Origin of the sequence: Brachybacterium phenoliresistens (genome assembly GCF_000576425.1) — a bacterium.
GTDB lineage: Bacteria > Actinomycetota > Actinomycetes > Actinomycetales > Dermabacteraceae > Brachybacterium > Brachybacterium phenoliresistens.
Genome location: NZ_KK069999.1, coordinates 181,413 through 199,504, shown reverse-complemented (window position 1 = coordinate 199,504; position 18,092 = coordinate 181,413). Strand labels below are relative to the sequence as shown.

13 protein-coding genes are annotated in these 18,092 nt (G+C 71.6%); 4 read left to right on the top strand and 9 right to left on the bottom strand.

Going from position 1 to position 18,092, the window contains the following annotated elements; all coding sequences use genetic code 11:
- Nucleotide 1 precedes the first annotated feature (1 nt).
- On the bottom strand, nucleotides 2-1,969 hold the full coding sequence (locus BF93_RS14330) for a glycoside hydrolase family 127 protein (RefSeq protein WP_038373520.1): 1,968 nt from the start codon (nucleotides 1,967-1,969) through the stop codon (nucleotides 2-4).
- A gap of 260 nt (nucleotides 1,970-2,229) precedes the next feature.
- On the opposite strand from BF93_RS14330, the gene BF93_RS14325 reads away from it, so the two are divergent.
- Entirely contained in the window at nucleotides 2,230-3,231 is a 1,002-nt protein-coding gene (locus BF93_RS14325; protein ID WP_038373519.1) for a LacI family DNA-binding transcriptional regulator, read from the top strand.
- A 30-nt stretch (nucleotides 3,232-3,261) separates the two neighbouring features.
- Here the strand turns inward: BF93_RS14325 and BF93_RS14320 are convergent, their stop codons facing one another.
- From BF93_RS14320 to BF93_RS14300, 5 genes are all read right to left on the bottom strand, one after another.
- Nucleotides 3,262-4,596, bottom strand: coding sequence for a D-arabinono-1,4-lactone oxidase (locus BF93_RS14320; protein ID WP_038373518.1), 1,335 nt, complete (start codon nucleotides 4,594-4,596; stop codon nucleotides 3,262-3,264).
- A 1-nt stretch (nucleotide 4,597) separates the two neighbouring features.
- Nucleotides 4,598-6,106, bottom strand: a complete 1,509-nt coding sequence (araA, locus tag BF93_RS14315) for an L-arabinose isomerase (protein ID WP_038373516.1) — start codon at nucleotides 6,104-6,106, stop codon at nucleotides 4,598-4,600.
- 252 nt (nucleotides 6,107-6,358) lie between these two features.
- Nucleotides 6,359-8,245: a BCCT family transporter gene (locus BF93_RS14310; RefSeq protein WP_051486992.1), complete on the bottom strand. Its 1,887-nt coding sequence runs from the start codon at nucleotides 8,243-8,245 to the stop codon at nucleotides 6,359-6,361.
- A 213-nt stretch (nucleotides 8,246-8,458) separates the two neighbouring features.
- Nucleotides 8,459-9,205 carry an L-ribulose-5-phosphate 4-epimerase gene (locus BF93_RS14305; protein ID WP_038373515.1) on the bottom strand — a complete coding sequence of 249 codons (747 nt, stop codon included), beginning with the start codon at nucleotides 9,203-9,205 and terminating at the stop codon, nucleotides 8,459-8,461.
- Nucleotides 9,202-10,860, bottom strand: a complete 1,659-nt coding sequence (locus BF93_RS14300) for a xylulokinase (RefSeq protein WP_038373599.1) — start codon at nucleotides 10,858-10,860, stop codon at nucleotides 9,202-9,204. Before BF93_RS14300 ends, BF93_RS14305 begins: the two co-directional genes overlap by 4 nt.
- 288 nt (nucleotides 10,861-11,148) lie before the next feature.
- On the opposite strand from BF93_RS14300, the gene BF93_RS14295 reads away from it, so the two are divergent.
- From BF93_RS14295 to BF93_RS14285, 3 genes are read left to right on the top strand one after another with little or no spacing between them, the layout of a single operon-like run.
- A complete protein-coding gene (locus tag BF93_RS14295) occupies nucleotides 11,149-12,498 on the top strand; it encodes an extracellular solute-binding protein (protein ID WP_051486991.1) in 1,350 nt (449 codons plus the stop codon).
- A 25-nt stretch (nucleotides 12,499-12,523) separates the two neighbouring features.
- Nucleotides 12,524-13,492 (top strand): carbohydrate ABC transporter permease, encoded by a 969-nt coding sequence (locus tag BF93_RS14290; RefSeq protein WP_038373512.1) that lies wholly within the window; start codon nucleotides 12,524-12,526, stop codon nucleotides 13,490-13,492.
- Complete coding sequence (locus tag BF93_RS14285) at nucleotides 13,489-14,394, top strand: carbohydrate ABC transporter permease (protein ID WP_038373511.1); 906 nt, start codon at nucleotides 13,489-13,491, stop codon at nucleotides 14,392-14,394. Before BF93_RS14290 ends, BF93_RS14285 begins: the two co-directional genes overlap by 4 nt.
- 282 nt (nucleotides 14,395-14,676) lie before the next feature.
- Here BF93_RS14285 and BF93_RS14280 read toward each other — a convergent pair whose 3' ends face one another.
- Genes BF93_RS14280 through BF93_RS14270 form a run of 3 tightly spaced genes read right to left on the bottom strand, consistent with a single transcriptional unit; the run spans nucleotide 14,677 to nucleotide 17,877 of the window.
- The gene (locus BF93_RS14280; RefSeq protein WP_156954153.1) at nucleotides 14,677-15,558 is read right to left on the bottom strand and encodes a carbohydrate ABC transporter permease; all 882 of its coding nucleotides are present in this window, start codon (nucleotides 15,556-15,558) and stop codon (nucleotides 14,677-14,679) included.
- 30 nt (nucleotides 15,559-15,588) lie between these two features.
- Nucleotides 15,589-16,515 (bottom strand): carbohydrate ABC transporter permease, encoded by a 927-nt coding sequence (locus BF93_RS14275; protein WP_038373508.1) that lies wholly within the window; start codon nucleotides 16,513-16,515, stop codon nucleotides 15,589-15,591.
- 15 nt (nucleotides 16,516-16,530) lie between these two features.
- Entirely contained in the window at nucleotides 16,531-17,877 is a 1,347-nt protein-coding gene (locus tag BF93_RS14270; protein WP_051486990.1) for an extracellular solute-binding protein, read from the bottom strand.
- Nucleotides 17,878-18,092 lie beyond the last annotated feature (215 nt).

Below are 18,092 nucleotides of genomic sequence, written 5' to 3'. Positions count from 1 at the left end.
CTCAGGCCCCGGCGGCGGGGAGCCAGACCCGCATGGGGCCCACCTCCCGGTTCGCCCAGGCGTAGTAGGGGATCGCCCGCCAGGTGCACGGCGCGCCGGGCACCGCCGCTGTCGCGCTGACGGGACGGTAGGGCCACGGCGCGTCCACGTCGACCTGCGGGGCGGGGCTCGCCCAGCCGGCCACGTCCAGGGCGACCACCCCGTCGAGATCCTCCAGGGGATGCTCCGCGACCGGGGCGGCGGGATCCACCAGCGCATCGTCCACCAGGGCGGGGCCGGTCTGGTCGACCTGCTCGAGGGCGTAGACCAGCGGCCCGCGCTCCAGGGCGACCGCGCCGCGGGAGGCGTCCAGGCGGTGGGGCGCGCCGACGAAGCGGGCGCCCAGGTCCAGGCGCAGGGTCAGCTCCTCGCCGGCGACGAGCACCCGGCGGATCGTGTGCAGCCCCGGGCCCAGCTGCTGGGTCCCCTCGCGATCCTCGAGCTCGGCCGATGCGGACCAGGCGGGCACGCGCAGGGAGAGCGCCGCCTCGCCGGCCGGGGCCTCCAGGATCCGCAGCCGCACCTGCCCGGCGTGCGGGTAGCCGGTGGCGACCTCGACGCTCAGCGCCTCCTCGCCCAGGCGCGCCGTCCACACGCCCTCGGCGTACTGGTGCAGCTGCAGGCCCTCGGCATCGGCCGTGGCGGCGTACTGGTCCAGGCTCGCCAGGGTGCGCATGACGTTGGGCGGGCAGCAGGCGCAGTCGAACCAGGCGCCGCGGCCGTTGACGGCCTGCGTCGCGGTGGTGGCGTGGGCCTGCGAGCGCAGCTGGAGGGCGTTGACGTAGAAGTACTCGGTGCCGCTCAGCGACACCCCGGGCAGGACCGCGTTGTACAGCGCCCGCTCGATGAAGTCGGCGTACTGCTCCCGGCCCGTGGCCAGCAGCAGGCGCCACGCCCACTGCACCGCCGCGATCCCTGCGCAGGTCTCCGCATAGGCGCGGTCCGGTCCCAGCTCGTAGGGGTCGCCGTAGGCCTCGCCCTCCCAGCGCGAGCCCATGCCGCCGGTGACGTAGGTCTTGGTGGCGAGCATCGTCGCGAACAGCTCCTCCTGGCGGCGCAGGAGCTCCTCGTCCCCGTCCTCGATCGCGAGGTCGGCGACGCCGGAGGCCAGGTAGAGCGCCCGCACGGCGTGGCCCTCGACGGTCCTCGCCTCGCGGACCGGCACCCGGTCCGAGAAGTAGGTCGCGTCGCGGATCCCCTCGGCGAGGATCGCGCCGTGGCCGCGGCGCTCCAGCAGGAAGCGCGCCAGGTCCAGGGCGTCGCGGCGGCCGGTGTGCCGGTACAGCTCCACCAGCGCCATCTCGATCTCGGGGTGCCCGGCCACGCCCTCGTGGCGGCCGGGGCCGAAGACGCTCCCCAGATGGTCGAGGGCCCGCAGCGACACCTCGAGCAGCGCGTCGTCGCCGGTGCACCGGGACTGGGCGACGGCCGCCTGGAACAGGTGGCCGTAGCAGTACAGCTCGTGGTTCCAGGCGAGGTTCGTGTACCGCTCCTCGAGCCCGTGGCGCAGCTGGTGGACGCTGTTGAGGTAGCCGTCCTCCGCCTGGGCGGAGGCGATGACCGCGGTCACGGACTCCTGCATCTCCCGCAGCTCGGGGTCGTCCTCGCGGCCGATCTCGAAGGCGACGGCCTCGAGCCACTTGTAGGCGTCGGAGTCCTGGAAGATCGGCCCGCGGGCCTCGCCCTCCCGGGTCCCCGCGGCGATGCGGAAGTTGTCCAGGGTGCCGAACTCCTCGAGCTTGGCGTGCCCCTCGCGCAGGGCGACGGAGCGGTTGCGCTGCTGGCGCACGGACCAGAAGCCGCCGGTGATGCGGGCGTCGCCGGGGGCGAGCGGCCGCAGGCGCACGGGGGCGGTGGGGGCGACGGGCGGGGCCGTCCAGGCGGTGCGGGTGGTCGGGGAGGCGGTCGCGGTCGATGGTGCGGAGGTCATGCGGGGTGCTCCTCGGGGGATCGATGCGGTGGGACGTCAGGGCGTCAGGGGCTGCAAGGGCGTCGGGGGCGTCGGGACGGCATCAGGGGTCGCGGGTGCCGGCGGGCTCGGGCGGCCGATGGCGCGGGGCAGGGCGGGGTTCCGGACGGGGCGGGCCTCCTCGATGAGGCACAGGGACGGAAACTAGGCAAACGTTTGCCGTGCGCCACAGTATGCGTCGACCGCTCCCGGGCGCGCAAGCCCTGGCGTACAGTTCTTCCATGTCCCCCCGCGCATCGTCCCCCGCCACGGTGAAGATCGGCGATGTCGCGCGCGCAGCGGGCGTCTCGCTCGGAACCGTGTCGAAGGCGCTCAACGGCACGGGCAGCCTGCGGGAGGAAACTCGTCGTCACGTCCAGGAGGTCGCGGATCGCCTGGGCTTCGTCCCCGATTCCCGGGGCCGGGGCCTCGCCAGCGGCCGCACCTACACGGTCGGGTTCCTCACCACGGACAGCTTCGGCCGCTTCACCCTGCCCATCCTCATGGGGGCGGAGGACGCCCTCTCCGTGGGCCGGATGGCGGTGATCCTCTCCGACACCCGCGACGACCGCGCCCGCGAGGAGCACCTGGTGCGCTCCCTGCGCGGGCGGCGCGTGGACGGCCTGGTCGTCACCGGCCGCTCCACCGACGAGCGCGCCCGGGTCGACATCGACATCCCCGTGGTCTACGCCTTCACCCGCCCCGACGACCCCGAGCAGTGCGCGGTGCTCAGCGACGAGGCCGCCGGCGCCGCGCTCGCCGCCCGGCACCTGCTGTCGCTGGGACGCTCCCGGATCCTCCACGTCACCGGCCCGCAGCGGCACCGCTCGGCGCGGGTGCGGGCCGAGGCCGTCGTCGACACGGCCGGGGACGCCCTGGTGGGCGAGCCGATGTTCGGCACCTGGAGCGAGGAGTGGGGCCGCCGCGCGATCGACATCGCCCTCGCCTCGGGCCTGGACGTCGACGCCGTGTGCTGCGGCTCGGACCAGATCGCCCGCGGGGTCCTGGACCAGCTGCACGAGCGGCGCATCGCCGTGCCCGAGCAGGTCGCGGTCACCGGCTACGACAACTGGGACGTGATGGCCCTGGCCGCGCGCCCGCCGCTGACCACGGTCGACATGAACCTCGGCGAGGTGGGCCGCCGCGCCGGCGAGATGCTCCTGGAGCTCATCGACGGCCGCGAGCCCGCCCGGTGCGAGATCATCGTCCCGCCCCGCCTGGAGATCCGCGGCTCGACCGTCTGAGGGGGCTCGAGCCGCGGCTCCGGCGGGCGCTCAGAAGAGGTACGTCTCCACGTACGCGTTGCGGAACGTCCCCTGCGGGTCCAGGCGCTCGGCGAGGGCCTGGAACTCCGCCAGGCGCGGGTAGCAGGCGCGGACCTCCTCGGCCGGCGTGGTGAAGACCTTGCCCCAGTGCGGCCGCGGCGAGAACGGCGCGAGCGCCGCCTCGATCTCCGGCAGCAGCGCCTCGACCTCGTCCGGCATCTGCTTCCACGTGAAGTGGACCAGCGCGCTGTCGCGGTCGTGGGCGGGGGAGAGCCACAGGTCATCGGCCGCGACCGTGCGCACCTCGGAGGCGTGCAGCAGCGGGCGGATCCGCTCGCCCAGCGGCATGACGGCCGCGAGGGCGTCGGCGATCTGCGCGCGCGGCACGTAGTATTCGCTCTGGATCTCCTCGCCGTTGGACGGCGTGAACTCGAGGCGGAAGTGCGGCAGGCGCTCGTGCGAGGGCCCGGGCGCCCCGGTCTGGTCGGTGCAGAAGTCGCCGGGCATGCCGGGAAGCGGGTGCATCGGCCCGGAGGCCAGGCGCGCGCCGTGCCACACCTCCGGGAAGGGGGACTCCGGATCGGTCGGCAGCCCGGGGGTCCCGGCGGCCTCCGCGGCGGCGGCGCGCTGGGCGGCGTCCCCGGCGAGGACCGCCTGCTTCGCCCAGATCTGCGCGCCGGTGCCGTCCCAGTGGTGGAAGATGCTCACGCTGTACGCGCCGGCGAGCACGGCGTCCAGTCCCGCACCGCGCAGCTCCTCGGCCGGCAGGTCGAGGTAGACCCGCTGGCGCACGTCGAAGGCGGGGACCACGTCGAGGGTGAGGTGGGTGGCCACGCCGAGGGCGCCGAGGGCGAGCACGGCGCCGCCGAAGACCGCCTCGTCCCCCTCGCGGCTCAGCGAGACGATGTCCCCGCCGGCGGTGACGAGGTCGATCGCCCGCACCGAGGCGGCGAGGGCCTGGTTGCGGTCCCCGGAGCCGTGGGTGCCGGTGGCGCTGGCACCGGCGACGGAGATGTGGGGGAGCGAGCCGGTGTTGGCCAGCGCCAGGCCGTGCCGGGCGAGCTCCAGGGCGAGGGTGCCGTAGCGGACGCCGGCGGTCACGCGCACGGTGCGGGCGGCGGAGTCGACCTCGATCTCCTCGGGCAGCCCCGCCAGGGTCACGAGGTCCGCGTCCGATGCCGCCACGCGCGAGAACGAGTGCCGGGTGCCCAGGGCACGGATGCGCCCTGCGCGGGCGACCACCTGCTGCAGCTCCGCCACGGTGCGCGGGGCGTGCAGGGGGCCGGGGCCGTAGTCGACCGTCCCGGACCAGCTCAGGCCCGGGCGGGCATCGGACGCGGACATCTCAGAACCCCTGGGCCAGGCGGTGGAAGACCTGGTTGGTGCGCAGGTCCTGGGCGAAGCCGCGCACGGTGGTGCTCTCGTCGATGACGGCGAGCTCGATCCCGGCGATCTCCGCGAGGTCCTCGAAGACCTCCAGGCCCAGCGCCGTGGTCATCACGGTGTGGTGGGCGGCGCCGGCGGTCAGCCAGCACTCGGCGGAGGTCGCGAAGTCGGGGCGGGGCTCCCACACGGCGCAGGCCACGGGGAGGTTCGGCAGCTCCGCATCGGGCTCGACGACGTCGACGACGTTGGCGACCAGGCGGAAGCGCTCGCGCATGTCCGAGAGGGCCACGACCACGGCGGTGCCGGGGTCGGTGGTGAACTTCAGGCGCACCGGGTCCTCGCGGTCGCCGATGCCCAGCGGGTGGATCTCCAGGCTGGGCTTCTGCGTGGTGAGCGAGGGCGAGACCTCGAGCATGTGGGCGCCGAGGATCTTCTCGCCGCCGGGGGTCATGTCGTAGGTGTAGTCCTCCATGAGGGACGCGCCGCCGGGCAGGCCGTAGCCCATCACGGCCGCCGCGCGCACCAGGATGGCGGTCTTCCAGTCGCCCTCGGCGCCGAAGCCGTAGCCGTCGGCCATGAGGCGCTGGACCGCGAGGCCGGGCAGCTGCTTCAGGCCGCCGAGGTCCTCGAAGTTGGTGGTGAGGGCGCCGAAGCCGCCCTCCTCGAGGAAGGTGCGCAGGCCCAGCTCCTGGCGGGCGCCGTAGCGCAGGGACTCGTGGCGCTCCCCGCCCGCGCGCAGCTCGGGGGCGACCTCGTAGGTCTCCTCGTACTCGGCCACGAGGGCGTCGATCGCGGAGTCCTCGACGGCGTCGACCACGGCGACGAGGTCGTTGACGCCCCAGGTGTTCACGGAGACGCCCAGGCGCAGCTCGGCCTCGGTCTTGTCGCCCTCGGTGACGGCGACGTTGCGCATGTTGTCGCCGAAGCGGGCGAGCTTCAGGGAGTGCATCTCGGCCCAGCCGGTGGCGGCGCGGGCCCATCGGCCGATCTTCTCCTGCACGTGCGGGTGGCTCGCGTGGCCGACGACGGTCTTGCGCGCCACGCCGAGGCGGGAGGCGATGTACCCGAACTCGCGGTCGCCGTGGGCGGCCTGGTTGAGGTTCATGAAGTCCATGTCGATGCTGTCCCAGGGCAGCTCGACGTTGGCCTGGGTGTGCAGGTGCAGCAGCGGGGTCTGCAGGGCCTCCAGGCCCAGGATCCACATCTTCGCGGGGGAGAAGGTGTGCATCCAGGCGATGACGCCGACGCAGGCCGGGTCGGCGTTGGCGGCCAGCGCCACGTCGCGGATCGCGTCGCGGTCGGTGAGGACCGGCTTCCAGACGATCTTCACGGGGATGTCGGAGGCGGCGTCGAGCGTCTGCGCGATGGTCTGCGACTGCTCGGCGACCTGCTCGAGCGTCTCGGGGCCGTAGAGGCCCTGGCTGCCGGTGAGGAACCAGATTTCGCGGGTCTCGAAGGGGTTGTGCACGAGGGCTCCCTCGGTCGTGTCTGTACGGGGTCGGTGCGCCTCGGCCGTCGTCGGCGGGCACCACCCCAGTGTGAACGTTCACATCCTGGGCTGTCAAGACGCGCGCGACCCCCGGCCGCGCCGGGGGCGGGCCGGGGGAGCATCGGGCGCCCGGAGCGGCCTGCCCCGGGATGCACGGAAGGGGCCGGTCCTCGGACCGGCCCCTTCCCGGGGTGCGTGCCGCCGCCTGCGGCGCGGCGGCTCAGCGCATCGTCACTCCTGCGCGTCGCGTCGCGGGGCGGAGCCGCCCACGGCGCCGGAGCCCTCGCCCTTGGGGCGCTTGAAGGCGCCGCGGGTGCGGGAGAGGCGGTAGTCGATGCGATCGTCCACGAAGGTCTCCAGCTCGCTGCTCTCGGCGAAGCTCGAGGACAGCTCGCCGGTCAGATGCGAGGTCAGGGCCTCGAGCCGCTGCGTGCGCTCGTGCTGCTGGAGCACGGCGTGGTCCAGGCCCAGGGCCTTGACCAGAGCGATGCACATGAGGATCAGGATCACGCTGAAGGGCAGCGCCGTCACCAGCGAGCCGGCCTGCAGCGAGGTGAGCCCGCCGGACAGCAGCAGGGCGATCGCGAGGAAGCCCTCGAGGCAGGCCCATAGCACGCGGGACCAGATCGGCGGGTTCGGGTGGCCGCCGGAGGCGAGCATGTCCACCACCAGCGAGCCGGAGTCCGAGGAGGTGATGAAGAAGATCGTCACCAGCACGATGCCGAGGATCGACAGCAGGCCCGTCAGCGGGAAGTCCTCGAAGATGCGGAACATGGACTCCGGGGCGGTGATGTCGCCCAGGTCGCCGGCGCCGAACCACTGGCGGTACAGGCCGTTGCCGCCCCAGATCGAGAACCAGATCATGCCCACGAAGGAGGGCACCAGCAGCACGCCCGCGATGAACTCGCGCACGGTGCGGCCGCGGGAGATGCGCGCGATGAACACGCCCACGAAGGGCGCCCAGGCGATCCACCAGCCCCAGTAGAACAGGGTGTTCCCGGAGAACCACTCCTGGGCCTCGGTGGAGCGGTCGTAGGCGCCCACGTCCAGGGTGATGTGGAAGAAGTTCGTGAGGTACACCCCGAGGGCCTCGACGAAGTTCTGCATGAGGAAGACCGTCGGCCCGAAGATCAGCGCGACGATCATGAGCAGCCCGGCGAGGGAGAGGTTCGCGTTGGAGAGCCACTTGATGCCCACGCCGACGCCGCTGACCACGCTGAGCGTGGCCAGGAAGGTGATCACGACGATCAGCACGATGAGGAAGCCGTTGCTGGCCTCGCCGACCACGCCGATGGCGGACATGCCGGCCGCGATCTGCTGGACGCCCAGGCCCAGGGAGGTCGCGATGCCGAAGACGGTGCCGAAGATCGCCAGCACGTCGATCACGTCGCCGACCCAGCCCTTGACGCGCTCGCCGAAGATCGGCTCGAGGGCCCAGCGGATCGAGACGGGGCGGCCGCGGCGGTGGATCGCATAGGCCAGCGCCAGGCCGATGACGGCGTACGCCGCCCAGGGGTGCAGGCCCCAGTGCATGAAGGTCTGGGCCATGGCCAGGCCGGAGAGCTCGACGCCCTCGCCGTTCCAGCCGGGCTTCGCGTTGCCCGTGGTGTAGCCCAGCGGCTCGGCCACGCCGTAGAAGACCAGGCCGATGCCCATGCCGGCGGCGAACAGCATCGCGAACCACGAGAACAGGCCGAACTCCGGGGTGTCGTCGTCCCGGCCCAGCCGGATCCGGCCGTAGGAGGACAGCGCCAGCACGATGGCGAAGGCCACGAAGCCGCCGATGGCCAGCATGTAGTACCAGCCGAGGTCCGCGACGATCCAGCCCTGCAGGCCGGTCATGACCTTCGAGGAGGTCTCGGGGAAGAGCACGGAGAGCATCGCGACGGCGAGGATCACGATCAGGGCCGGCCAGAACACGGCCGGCGCGATGGTCCCGGCGCCGATGCGCGCGCCCTGCCGGCGCAGCTTCGCGGTGATCTCCTCGTCGGTGTCGTCCTCGGCGATCTGCATGGAGCGGGGGAGATGGACGGTCTCGGGGAGGTGCTCCGGCCAGGCGGTGGGGTCCGTGACGGCGGGACCTCCACCTCCGTTCTCGGCCGTGTCGGAGTCGGTCATGGCAGTCCCTTTCCCTGGCGTCACGTATGAAAGTCGTTTCCTCTACGGTGTCCAGCCTGTGCCGTACTCAGCGAGCTTTCAAGTTCTCGCCGTGATGTCGGCCACACGGGAGCGCATCATGCCAGGTCACAGCGATGGCGTGGAGGATCTGACATGAGAGCGCCCCGACATCTCCGGGGAGTTGACGGGGCGCTGGGTCCGTGCGGGGACGGCTCAGGCGTCCTCTCCCGCCGCCGCGGGCTGGCCGTAGACGTTCTGGTAGCGGTCGAAGAGCGCGTCGATCAGCTCGGGCGCGATGGGCAGCGGATCGCCCAGCTGGCGGGAGATGTGGACCGTGCGGGCCACCTCCTCGCACATGACCGCCGCCTTGACGGCGTCGCGGGCGTCGGAGCCGATGGTGAACGGGCCGTGGTTCTGCATGAGCACGGCGCGCGAGCGGGAGCCCCGCAGGGTCTCCACGATGCCGCGGCCGATGGAGTCGTCGCCGATGATGGCGAAGGGCCCCACGGGGATCGGCCCGCCGAACTCGTCGCCCATCATCGTCAGCACGCAGGGGATCTCCTCGCCGCGCGCGGCCCAGGCCGTCGCGTAGGTGGAGTGGGTGTGCACGACCCCGCCGACGTGGTCCATGTGCGCGTAGACGTACGCGTGGGCGGCCGTGTCGGAGCTGGGCTGGAGGTGCGCGGGGGTGCCGTCCTCGATCTTCTTCCCGTCCAGGGTGCACACGACCATGGCGTCGGGCGAGAGGTCGTCGTAGGAGACGCCGGAGGGCTTGATGACGAGCAGGCCGGGCACGTCCTCCTCGCCCTCGACGGCGGGGACGCGCTCGGAGACGTTGCCGGCGGTCCACACGACCAGGCCGTTGCGGGGCAGCTCGGCGTGCAGGTCGCTGACGCGGCGACGGGTCGCGGCCACGGCCTCCTGGACGGCGTCGGGAAGGTCGGACAGGACGATGGTCATCGGGTCTCCTTGTCGGGGATGAGCTCGCCGGCGAGCCGCTGGACGGGCAGCGCGGCGCGGTAGGCGTCGAGCCAGCGGGCGTAGCCCTCGGCGCCGACGGGATCGGGGGCGGTGGTCTGCGTGGAGCGGTGCGCGAAGATCCGGGTGCGCAGGTGCTCGTCCAGGCTCGCGGCGGAGCCGGCCGTGCGCTCGGCGGTGTAGGCGGCCAGCAGGGCCATGCCCCAGGCGCCGCCCTCGCCCGCGGAGTCGTCCACGGCCACGGGGGTGCGCAGCGCATCGGCCAGGATCTGCTGGGCGACGCCCTTGGTGCTGAAGATCCCGCCGTGGGCGTACAGGGTGTCCAGGCGGACCTTCTCCTCCTCCAGGAGGATCCGCATGCCCGTGGCGAGGGCGCCGAAGGCGCCGTACAGGTGGGCGCGCAGGAGGTTGGGGAGGGTGAAGCGCGCGTCCTGGGCGCGCACCAGCATCGGCCGGCCGGACTCGACGCCGGTCTGGTGCTCGCCGGAGAGGTAGTTGTAGCTGATCAGCCCGCCGGCGTCGGCCTCGCCCTGGAGGGCCAGCTCGAACAGCGGCGCGTACAGCTCGCCCGGCTCCTTCGCGGAGCCGATGAGGCCGGAGAACTCCGAGAGCACCCGCAGCCAGGCGTCCAGGTCGCCGGTGCAGTTGTTGGTGTGGATCATCGCGACCGGGTCGCCCGCGGGCGTGGTCACGAGGTCGACCTCCTCGCGCGGGGCGGAGAGCTCGCCCTCGAGCACGACCATCGCGAAGGCGCTCGTGCCCGCGCTGACGTTGCCGGTGCGCGGGGCGATCGCGGAGGTGGCGACCATGCCGGTGCCGGCGTCGCCCTCGGGGGCGGCCAGCACCGCGCCGGGCCGCAGGGTCCCGCTCGGGTCCAGCAGGCGGGCGCCGTCCTCGGTGAGGGTGCCGGCGTCCTCTCCCGCCACGAGGATCTCGGGAAGGATCTCGGTCAGCGGGCGGCCGATGGCCTCCAGCTCGGGCAGCGCCTGGGCCTTCGCCAGGCGCTCGGCGTCCCAGCTGCGCCCGTCGGCCGCGATCGGGAACATGCCCGAGGCGTCGCCGACGCCCAGCACGCGGCGGCCCGAGAGGCGCTCGTGGACGTAGCCGGCCAGCGTGGTGAGCGCGGCGATGCGGGAGACGTGCTCCTCGCCGCCGCGGGCGGCGTGCAGCAGGTGGGCGATCGACCAGCGCAGGGGGATGTTGCGCCCCAGCAGCTCGGAGAGGATCCCGGCGGCCTCGCCGGTGTAGGTGTTGCGCCAGGTGCGGAAGGGGGTCAGCAGCGCGCCCTCCGCGTCCAGGGCGAGGTAGCCGTGCATCATGGCGGAGACGCCGAGGCTGCGCACCTGGGCGAGCTCGGCGCCGTGCTGCTCGCGCACGCGCCGCGCGAGGTCGGCGTAGCAGGACTGCAGCCCCGCGTGGACGTCCTCGAGGGAGTAGGTCCAGCTGCCGTCCTCGAGGCGGTTCTCCCAGGCGTGGGAGCCGGTGGCCAGCACGGTGCCGGCATCGTCCACCAGGGCGGCCTTGATGCGGGTCGAGCCGAGCTCGATGCCGAGGTGCGCCGCGCCGGCGCCGATGAGGGCGGCGGGATCGGCCGCGGGGGAGGGGGCGCCGTGCGGGGCCACGTCGTCGTGTGTCATGAGCTCATCGAACCAGCCGGGCACCCCCGATGTCAACGTTCACATCGGGGTGTCCGAGGACCTCGGCGGGTCGCCGCCGAGGAGCCCAGGATCACGACTCGGCAACGGCGCGGGGCGAATCCGCAGGTCACGATGTCAACGTTCACATTCATGGCTGCCGGTTCTGCCTCGACGTGTTGACGCCATGTATGCAACGTTGTAAGTTCACTGCACGTATCGAGCCCATCGGGACTCCGGACCGCAGCGACCCGCTGCGCGCCCGGCCCCCACCACGAAGAGGTGGACAGGATGACGCACCTTTCTGCCGGCCCCAGCGCCGGACCGCCCCGATCCGGCGGCATCGACCGTCGGTCGCTGCTGCGAGGAGCAGGCGGCCTCGGAGCCCTCGGGGCCCTCGGCGCGCTCGCCGGCTGCGGCGCCGCCGCCCGCCCCGCCGACGACATCGCCTTCTGGCACCTCCTCTCGGGGCCCGACGGCGTGACCATGAGCGAGCTGCTGGACGGCTACATGGCCACCGACGGCGCCGCCACGGTGACCCCGACGGTCCTCGCCTGGGGATCGCCCTACTACACGAAGCTCGCGATGGCCTCCGCCGGCGGCCGCGCCCCGGACGTCGCCGTCATGCACGCCGCCCGCATCCCCGGCTACGCCCCGGGCGGCCTGCTCGACGAGTGGGACCTGGACCTGCTCGGCGAGTTCGGCGTGCGCCAGGAGGACTTCCCGGAGCTGATCTGGGACAAGATGATGGTCGAGGGCAAGCTCCTGGACATCGCCCTGGACTCGCACCCCTTCGTCATGTACTACAACACGGAGATCGCCGAGGCCGCGGGCCAGCTCGGCACCGACGGGCTGCTGCTGCCCGTCTCCAGCCCGGAGGAGTACCGCGAGCAGCTGCTGGCGCTGGGCGCGCAGGCCCCCAGCGGGTTCGGCCTCTCCTGGGGGTACCTGGGCGACGGCTCCAACCAGTGGCGCATGTTCTGCACGTACTACACCCAGCTCGGCGGCACCATCGAGCTGCCCGAGGGCGGCACGATGCAGTACCAGGAGGAGCTGGCGATCCAGGCGATCGAGTACATCCTCACGCTGATCGACGGCGAGGTCGGCAACTCCTCGCACGACGGCGGCACCGCCATCTCCGAGTTCGCCACCGGTGGCAGCGGCGCCTTCTACGGCGGCGTGTGGGAGATCGGCAGCTACCGCAACGAGGGCGTCCCCTTCGACATGCAGGTCATCCCCGGGGTGCTGGGCAGGCCCGCCGCCTACGCGGACTCCCACTCCTTCGTGCTGCCGCACCAGAGCTCCCCGAACGAGGAGCGCCGCCGCAACGTCCACGCGATGGTCGCGTACATCCTCAAGAACTCGATCCAGTGGGCCAACGCCGGGCACATCCCCGCCTACAGCCCCGTGGTCCAGGACCCGGCCTACGCCGACCTCGTCCCGCAGTCGCACTACGCCGACGCCAGCGACTACCTGGTCTACGACCCGCCCGCGTGGTTCACCGGCTCGGGCAGCGACTTCCACACGTACTTCGGCAACGACATGCAGAACGTCTGGGCGCGCCGCGCCGAACCGCTCGAGGGCTGGAACGCCTTCGTGGCCCGCATCAACGACCTGCTCGCCAAGCCGAGCCCGATGTGATCCAGCCCGTCGAAGGAGACGACCGATGACCACTGCTGACGGTCTCGCCGCACCGAGCGGCGCCCGCACCGGCTCCGTGCCGGCGGGGGACACCTCGCACCTGACCGAGGGGCGGCGCGCCCGGCGCCGCACCGACACCCTGCGCGGGTGGCTCTACTGCGCACCCTTCCTCATCGCCTTCGGGCTCTTCCTCATCTGGCCCACCATCTACGGCTTCTGGATGAGCTTCACCGGCACCAGCCTCGCCGGCACCAACACCCAGTTCGTCGGCCTGGACAACTGGGTCGAGGCCCTCGGCGACGCCAACGTGTGGACCTCGCTGGGCAACACCGTCTGGTTCACCGTGCTCTCGACCGTCCCGCTGGTCGTGGTCGCGCTCGTGCTCGCCGTGCTGGTGAACACCGGCCTGCCGGGCCAGTGGCTCTGGCGGCTCTCGTTCTTCCTGCCGTTCCTGCTGGCCTCGACCGTGGTCTCGCAGTTCTGGGTGTGGATGTACAACCCGCAGCTGGGCCTGGTGAACACCTTCCTGGGCTGGTTCGGCATCACCGGGCCGACGTGGCTGCAGGACCCGAGCACCGCCATGGTCGCCGTCGTCATCACCACCGTGTGGTGGACCGTCGGCTTCAACTTCCTGCTCTACCTCGCCGCGCTCCAGAACATCCCGGAGTCGCTGTACGAGGCGGCGTCCCTGGACGGCGCGGGCGCGTGGCGGAAGTTCCGCTCCATCACCCTGCCGCAGCTGGCCCCGACCACCGTGCTGGTGCTCGTGCTGCAGATCCTCGCCTCCCTGAAGGTCTTCGACCAGATCTTCCAGATGACCGGCGGCGGCCCCGGCGGCTCCACCCGCCCCGTGCTGCTGTACATCTACGAGGTCGGCTTCACCGGCTACCGCCTCGGGTACGCCTCGGCCATCTCCTACATCTTCTTCTTCCTGATCATCATCATCTCCATCGTGTACATGGTGATCGCGTCCCGACGGAGCGTGAAGGCATGACCGCAGCGACCCCGACCCTCTCCCGTCCCGGCCCGGCGGCCTCCGCCGGCGCCACGTCCCTCGGCCGTCGCCGGAAGAAGATCCCGCCGGCGCGCATCATCGCCTTCGTCATCCTCGTGGTGCTGGCCTTCGCCTGGCTGGTGCCGGTGCTGTGGGCGACCCTCACCTCCCTCAAGACGGAGGCCGAGGCCGCGGCGATGCCCGTGTCGATCTTCCCCAAGAGCGGCTTCACGCTCGGGTCCTACATCGAGGTCCTCAGCGCCGGCCGCGTGCCGCGCTGGGCCTGGAACAGCCTGTTCACCTCGGCGATGGTCACCCTGATCACCGTGATCATCTCGTCGCTGGCGGGCTACGCCCTCTCGCGGATGCGCTTCGCCGGACGGAAGCTGATCATCTCGATGATCCTGGCCTCGATCATGATCCCGGCCCAGATCCTCATCGTCCCGCTGTTCCAGCTGATGCTCACGCTGAACCTCGTGGACACCTACTGGGGCATCATCCTCCCGCAGGTGGTCGCGGCCCCGATGGTCTTCATCCTCATGAAGTTCTTCGACCAGATCCCCTACGAGCTCGAGGAGGCCGCCCTCATGGACGGCGCGAGCCGGTTCCGGATCCTCCTGAGCATCATCCTGCCGCTGTCGCGGCCGATCCTCGGTGCGGTCTCGATCTTCGTGTTCATCGGCGCCTGGAACAACTTCCTCTGGCCGTTCATCGTGGTCAACGACGCGAACCTGATGACGCTGCCGACGGGTCTGCAGACCGTCATCAGCGCCTACGGCATCCAGTACGCGCAGAACATGGCCCAGGCCGTGCTCGCCGCGCTGCCGCTGATCGTGGTGTTCCTGTTCTTCCAGCGCCAGATCATCAAGGGCATCTCCACCACCGGCATCGCCGGCACCTGAGCCGCCCGGCCGACGCCTCCCGCCCACTGCCCGCCCGCCGCGCCGACCGCGCGACGGGCGGGCAGTGCCGTGTGGGCCGACGAGTGCCGGATTACGAGCCCGGATCGGCCCCTCTGCGGCTCGCCACCCGGCACTCGGCGAGCCGATGTCTCCCGGCCCCTGCCCGCCCGCCGCGCCGACCGCGCGACGGGCGGGCAGTGCCGTGGGGGCCACGAGTGCCGGATTCCGAGCCCGGATCGGCACCTCGGCGGCTCGCCACCCGGCACTCGCCGGCTCGCCAGGTCAGCCCTTCAGGCCGGTGCCGGTCACGCCCTCGACGATCTGGCGCTGGAAGACGAGGTACAGGGCGACCAGCGGCAGGGCGGCGAGGATGGCCCCGGCCTGGATGTCGGCGTAGCGCTGCCCGAAGGAGCCCTGCACCGTGGCGAGGCCGACGGGGATCGTCATGAGATCCGGGTTGGAGATGACGAACAGCGGGAGCATGAGGTTGTTCCACACGCCCACGAAGGTCAGCACCGCGACGGCGGCGATCACCGGCCGCGACAGCGGCATGATGACGCGCCAGTAGATCTTCCACAGGCCGGCGCCGTCGATGCGGGCGGCCTCCTCGAGCTCCCGGGGGATCCCGTCGAAGAACTGCTTGAAGATGAAGACCGCGATCACCGCCGGCACCTGCGGGAAGATCACCGCCCAGTAGGTGTTCAGCAGGTTCATCCAGCCGAGCATCTGGAAGGTCGGCACCACGAGGACCTGGCCGGGGATCATGATGCCCAGCAGGATCAGCAGCATCACGGCGTTGCGGCCGCGGAAGACCAGCCGCGAGAGCGCGAAGGCGCACATGGAGGCCAGCAGCAGCGTGAGCACCGTGGTGAGGATCGAGGTGATGGCACTGGCGAGGTACCAGTTCCAGATGTCCCCGGCGCCCAGCAGCGTGGCGTAGGAGTAGAACGTCGGGCTCCAGTCCTGGAGGATCTCCGCCGCGCCGAGAGCCGCGGTGCCGTTGTCGGACAGCGAGGTCTTCAGGGCGAACAGGCTCGGCACCAGCCACAGGACGGCGAAGACCGCCAGCACGATCGCGGAGACGATCCGGAAGGTGCTCCCGCTGGAGGAGCCGGGCCGGGCCGGGCGCTGCACCGGGGCGGCGGCGCTGATCGCGCCTTTCATGCCGGAAGGGGGTGCGGTGGCGGACATGTCTCAGACCTCCCCGGCGCGCCGGGACGCCATGGACTCGGCCACCTGCCGGATCACGGCGATGGCGACGATGATGAAGAACAGCAGCACCGAGGCGGCCGAGGCCGCGCCGATCCGGTTGTCGGTGAACGCGGTGTCGGTGATGAGCTGCAGCGAGACGCGGGTGGAGATGCCGGGCCCGCCGGCGGTCATGAGGAAGACCTGGTCGAAGATCTTCAGGCTGGCGATGATCTGCAGCAGGATCACGAGCGTCGTGGTGCGGTTCAGCAGCGGCAAGGTGATGCGCAGGATCTGCTGGCCCGGGGAGGCGCCGTCGACGGCGGCGGCCTCGTACAGCTCCCGCGGGATGTCCTGCAGGCCCGCGAGGTAGAGCACGAAGTTGAAGCCGATGGTCCACCACACCGTCGCGATCGCGATGCCGATCATCGCGGTGCGGGGGTCGGTGAGCATGCCGGCGGCCGGGGTCGGCCCCAGCAGGTCCTGCACGGAGGCCCACAGGCCGGTGCCCGGGGTGAAGATGAAGACCCAGATCAGGGAGATCGTCGCCGAGGGCAGGATGAACGGCAGGAAGAAGGCGAGGCGGAAGAACCACTGCCCGCTGCGCAGGCGGTTGGTGAGGACCGCCAGGACGAACGCGAGGATCACCAGCGGCGGGACCGTGTAGAGCGTGAACTGGAGGGTGTGCCAGAGCGAGGACCAGAAATCGGACCTGCTGAACATCTCGGTGTAGTTGTCCAGTCCGGCGAAGCTGCCCAGGCCCGCGCGCACCGTGGAGGTGTGGAAGAAGCTGGCGATGAACATCCAGATCGTCGGCCAGAGCAGGAAGGCGAGGTAGAACAGGCCGAAGGGGGCCAGGAACAGCCAGGGGCCCCGGCCGGAGCCTCGGCGTGATGTTCCCGCGGCGGTCCGCGGTGCAGCGGCGACGGTCATCTCGGTGCCTTCCGGTCAGAGGGGGCTGGGGGTGGACAGGTAGACGTCGAGCTGCGCCCTGATGTGGGCCAGCGCGTCCTCGGGCGACTGCGTGCCCTGCTGGACCAGCCCCAGCTGCGGGCCCACGGTGTTCTCGAAGGTCGAGCCGGAGCCGCCGTACCAGGCGGGGTCGTCGTAGTAGGTGTTGTCCGCGGCGGAGGCGTAGTCGGCCTGCGGTAGCAGCGCCGTGTACTCGGCGCTCTCGAAGGTGGGCAGGTAGGTGGGCACGTGCCCGCCCTCGGCCCAGGTCATCGACTGCTTCAGCAGCGAGGCGATGAAGCCCATCGCGCGGGCGCGGTCCTCGGGACTGCGGTCCTTGCGCGGCAGGATGAAGGTGTGCGAGTCGCCCTGGGTGGCGGGCCGGTCGAAGAGGGTCGGGATGGGGGCCATGCCGAAGTCGAGGCCCTCGATGGACTGGGCGGTGGAGATCTCCCATTCGCCCTGCAGGTAGAGACCGGCGTTGCCGACGAACATCTCCGTCTGGGAGCCGGCGTAGTCCAGGGTGCGGTTCAGCCACCCGTTCTCCACCCATGTCTCCACGCGGTGCATGATGTCGGAGAAGATCTCCTCGTCCACGGTGATGGAGGTGCCGCCGTCGGCGAGGAAGGGCGCGGCGCCGTCGTACTGGTTGTACAGCGACCAGAAGAAGCGCCAGGGCGTCGCGTTCTCGCTGACGTTCGCGACCGCCAGGGCGATCCCGCCGGTGACGGCGCTGATCTCCGCGAGGGCGGCCTCGAAGGTGTCGATGCCGCTGAGGTCCGTGATGCGGCCGTCGGGTTCCAGCAGCCCGGCCGGCTCCAGCACCGCCCGGTTGAAGAACATGACGAACGGGTGCGTGTCGAGGGGGATCGCGACGTTCTTCCCGTCGGTGACCTGGGCCTGCCACGCCTTGGCGTTGAAGTCGGCGGAGCTGAGGCCCACCCCGGCGAGGTCCTCCTCGGTGATCGCCTCCAGCAGCCCGCCGTCCCACAGGGGCTTGGCGCGGGTGAGGTGGGCGATCGCGACATCGGGCGGCTGGTTGCCGACGGTGGCGAGGGTGACCTTGGAGTAGTACGGGTTGCCCCAGGCGAAGGTGGTGGCCTGGAGGGAGGAGGGATCGCCCTGCTCCTGGCGGTAGACGTCCTCCATCGACTTCATGCGGCCGCCGTCGCCGCCGCCGAAGAGGTTCCAGTACACCAGGGTGCCGGGGGAGAGCTCGCTGCCCAGGAGTCCGGCGGCCAGGGGCGAGGAGCATCCGGCGAGGGCCGATGAGGCGGCCAGGGCTCCCGCGCCCAGAGCGCCGCGGCGTGTCAGCGTGGGGCGGGAGATCGGTCGATCGCGCATGGCATCACTCCGTCGTGAATGCGGGGTCCCCGGTGGGCGCCCGCCAGCACTGCATGTTTCAGACTAGGTTTCGCCGCGCGGGATGTCGAGGTTTCGGGCGGGGCGGGCGCGGGGGCTGTTCGAGAGGGTGTGATGGTATGTAACATTGCACACCAGAGTCGCGACGGCTGCGGTGACCGGGAGCATCGCGGCCCTCGTCCGCGAGCTGGTGGATC

What these genes read in the sequence shown, in the direction of transcription:
- BF93_RS14290 (WP_038373512.1), top strand. Translation starts at nt 12,524, where the DNA reads ATGACCACTGCTGACGGTCTCGCCGCACCGAGCGGCGCCCGCACCGGC.
- BF93_RS14320 (WP_038373518.1), bottom strand. Translation starts at nt 4,596, where the DNA reads ATGTCCGCGTCCGATGCCCGCCCGGGCCTGAGCTGGTCCGGGACGGTC.
- BF93_RS14270 (WP_051486990.1), bottom strand. Translation starts at nt 17,877, where the DNA reads ATGCGCGATCGACCGATCTCCCGCCCCACGCTGACACGCCGCGGCGCT.
- BF93_RS14295 (WP_051486991.1), top strand. Translation starts at nt 11,149, where the DNA reads ATGACGCACCTTTCTGCCGGCCCCAGCGCCGGACCGCCCCGATCCGGC.
- BF93_RS14325 (WP_038373519.1), top strand. Translation starts at nt 2,230, where the DNA reads ATGTCCCCCCGCGCATCGTCCCCCGCCACGGTGAAGATCGGCGATGTC.
- BF93_RS14280 (WP_156954153.1), bottom strand. Translation starts at nt 15,558, where the DNA reads ATGAAAGGCGCGATCAGCGCCGCCGCCCCGGTGCAGCGCCCGGCCCGG.
- BF93_RS14275 (WP_038373508.1), bottom strand. Translation starts at nt 16,515, where the DNA reads ATGACCGTCGCCGCTGCACCGCGGACCGCCGCGGGAACATCACGCCGA.
- BF93_RS14300 (WP_038373599.1), bottom strand. Translation starts at nt 10,860, where the DNA reads ATGACACACGACGACGTGGCCCCGCACGGCGCCCCCTCCCCCGCGGCC.
- BF93_RS14305 (WP_038373515.1), bottom strand. Translation starts at nt 9,205, where the DNA reads ATGACCATCGTCCTGTCCGACCTTCCCGACGCCGTCCAGGAGGCCGTG.
- BF93_RS14330 (WP_038373520.1), bottom strand. Translation starts at nt 1,969, where the DNA reads ATGACCTCCGCACCATCGACCGCGACCGCCTCCCCGACCACCCGCACC.
- BF93_RS14310 (WP_051486992.1), bottom strand. Translation starts at nt 8,245, where the DNA reads ATGACCGACTCCGACACGGCCGAGAACGGAGGTGGAGGTCCCGCCGTC.
- BF93_RS14285 (WP_038373511.1), top strand. Translation starts at nt 13,489, where the DNA reads ATGACCGCAGCGACCCCGACCCTCTCCCGTCCCGGCCCGGCGGCCTCC.